The sequence below is a fragment of the Rhodosalinus sp. genome (assembly GCF_046542825.1).
Lineage (GTDB): Bacteria > Pseudomonadota > Alphaproteobacteria > Rhodobacterales > Rhodobacteraceae > Rhodosalinus.
In genome coordinates, this window is record NZ_JBKHAQ010000192.1 from 1 (window position 1) to 2536 (window position 2536).

Consider the following 2536-nt stretch of genomic DNA (forward strand, 5'->3'; position numbering starts at 1 on the left):
GCGCGAACGTGTGCTCCGCGTCGGTGCCAGGCTCGTCCTCTCTGGCCGCCGCATGACGCTCGCGCTCTCCAGCAGCGCCGCGCCCTTCGCCGCGTCCTCGCTTCGCCAGAGGCGCTGAACCTCCGCCGCGAATTGCGCCGCGAATTGCGCCGCCAGCTCCGGCGTCAGAAGGCCCTGGCGAAGCCGCGCGAGGACACGCTCCTCGAGCCGGAACCGCGAAATCGTCTTCGAGTTGGAGCACACCGATACGCCTCGCGTCTTGCGGCCGTAGCAGCCGTAGCGATCCTCAGCGACGATGGTGTAGCCTGCGCCGCAGCAGTCGCAAGTGATCAGGCGCGCCAGAAGATACTTCGCCCGGTGCGCCCCGTTGAGCGAGCGGCGGTCCGGCTCGGGTTTGGCGTACTGCTCATAGATCGCCTCGAGCCGCGTCTGTACCTCGTTCCAGAGATCGTCGTCGATTATCTGGAGCTCCGGGCGTTCCCGGTGGGCGTAGCGCATTGGCGGCTCGGGCGCCGGCGGCCGGAGCACGATGCCGGTAGACCGTCGCCCGGGGCACGCCCCAAACCTGGCAGACGCGCGCCATCCCAAAGGCCCTGCGCGTGGAGATCGAGTGCGCCCGGCTCATGTCCTCGACCTCCGCCGGGCCAAAGGGCGGCCACCCTCCAGCTTGTCGATCTTGGCGCAGAGAAGCTCGTTGGCCATGGTGATCTCGCCCACTTTCGCCTGCAGCCGAGCGATTTCGTCATTGCGTGAGTCGCGCTCGCGCTCCTTCAACGCGCTCTGCGCCGCCATAAGCACCTTGTCACGCCATTCCGGCAGACGATGAACGGGGACGTTCAGGTCCCGCGACACCGCCTCCTGGCTCTCCCCGCGCATCAGCCGCTGCACCGCCGCCAGCTTTCGTTTCGCAGAAAAGCGCTTCGTGCCACCGGCCACCGCCCCGCCGTCGCCAGCGTCATGGGCGCGCGCCGACGGGGCCGTGGCCTCCGACGCGCCAGATTCATCCCTGGTTCTGTCAGACATGTTCTACTCCCCTGCCTTCTGGAAGTAGCGCTCAGAACTGTCTCAAGAAACCGTGCCCCAGCCAAGTCAAAACTCAGCGCTCGTCAACCACGCGAACCAGAACGGCTGGGGGTCAGCCCAGCCGCCCCTCCGCATCGATCCGTCGCGCGCCGCCCAGCCAGGGCGCGAGCGCCGCGGGCAGCGTCACCGAGCCGTCCGCTTCCTGGCCGTTCTCCAGCACCGCGATCAGGGCACGCCCCACGGCAAGGCCGGAGCCGTTCAGCGTGTGCACGAACTCGGGGCGCGCGCCCTCCTCGGGGCGGAAGCGCGCGTTCATGCGCCGCGCCTGGAAGTCGCCGCAGACCGAGACGGAGCTGATCTCGCGGTAGGTGCCCTGGCCCGGCAGCCAGACCTCGATGTCGTGGGTCTTCCGCGCGCCGAAGCCCATGTCGCCGGTGCAGAGGACGACCGTGCGGTAGGGCAGTTCCAGCTTCTCGAGGATGGCTTCCGCGCAGCGGGTCATCCGCGCGTGTTCCTCGAGGCTCTCCTCGGGCCGCGTGATCGAGACCATCTCGACCTTCTCGAACTGGTGTTGGCGCAGCATGCCGCGCACGTCCTTGCCCGCGCTGCCGGCTTCCGAGCGGAAGCACTGCGTGTGCGCGGCGTAGCGGCGGGGCAGGGTGCTCTCGTCCAGGATCTCGCCCGCGACGAGGTTGGTCAGCGTCACCTCGGCCGTGGGCACCAGCCACCAGCCTTCCTCGGTCCGGTAGCTGTCCTCGCCGAACTTCGGCAGCTGCCCGGTGCCGAACATCATCTCCTCGCGCACCAGAACGGGCGTCCAGGTCTCCGTCAGCCCGTGTTCGGTCACATGCATGTCCAGCATGAACTGCGCGAGCGCGCGGTGCAGCCGCGCGACGGCGCCCGACATCACCACGAAGCGCGAGCCGGAGAGCTTCGCGGCGGCCTCGAAATCGAGGCCGGCGGCGGCGGCGGGGATCTCGAAGTGTTCCTTCGCCGCGAAGTCGAGGGCGCGGGGCTCGCCCCAGCGGCGGATCTCGACGTTGTCGCCCTCGTCCGCGCCCTCGGGCACGTCGTCGAGCGGCAGGTTGGGGATGCGGGCGAGGGCGTCCTGCAGTTCTGCATCCTTCGCCTTCGCCTCGGCCTGCATCGCGGCGACCTCGGCCTTCTTCTCGGCGACCAGCGCGCGCAGGCGCGCGAACTCCGCCTCGTCTCCGGCGGCCTTCGCCTTTCCCACCTCCTTCGAGGCGCGGTTCTGCTCGGCCTGCGCTTCCTCGGCCTTCTGGATGGCGTCGCGCCGCGCCGCGTCGAGCGCGAGAAGGCGCGCCGAGGCCGGCGCCTCCCCCGGCCGGCGCGTCAGCGCGGCGTCGAAGGCTTCGGGGGTTTCGCGGATGAAGCGGATGTCGTGCATGGGCGCCCTCTCGATCTGTCGCGGCGGGTTATGGCCGATTCCGCCGGGCGAGGGTAGGGGCGGGCCGTGGGGCTATTTCGGGTCGTCCGGGTCCATGCCGATGGA

The 2536-nt window shown here is 69.8% G+C and carries 3 protein-coding genes; all 3 read right to left on the reverse strand.

Translation table 11 applies throughout. From position 1 onward, the window contains the following. On the reverse strand, window positions 1-498 hold a 498-nt coding region (locus ACLFOB_RS14925), incomplete at its 3' end, for a zinc ribbon domain-containing protein (RefSeq protein ID WP_410926608.1). A gap of 123 nt (window positions 499-621) precedes the next feature. Further along, window positions 622-1023 (reverse strand): transposase, encoded by a 402-nt coding sequence (locus ACLFOB_RS14930; protein WP_410918449.1) that lies wholly within the window; start codon window positions 1021-1023, stop codon window positions 622-624. A 112-nt stretch (window positions 1024-1135) separates the two neighbouring features. Further along, window positions 1136-2431, reverse strand: a complete 1296-nt coding sequence (gene serS / locus ACLFOB_RS14935) for a serine--tRNA ligase (protein ID WP_410926609.1) — start codon at window positions 2429-2431, stop codon at window positions 1136-1138. Between the last annotated feature and the right edge of the window lie 105 nt (window positions 2432-2536).

Excerpts from the sequence above, each read along its gene's own strand:
- ACLFOB_RS14930 (WP_410918449.1), bottom strand. The coding sequence starts at position 1,023 with ATGTCTGACAGAACCAGGGATGAATCTGGCGCGTCGGAGGCCACGGCC.
- serS (WP_410926609.1), bottom strand. The coding sequence starts at position 2,431 with ATGCACGACATCCGCTTCATCCGCGAAACCCCCGAAGCCTTCGACGCC.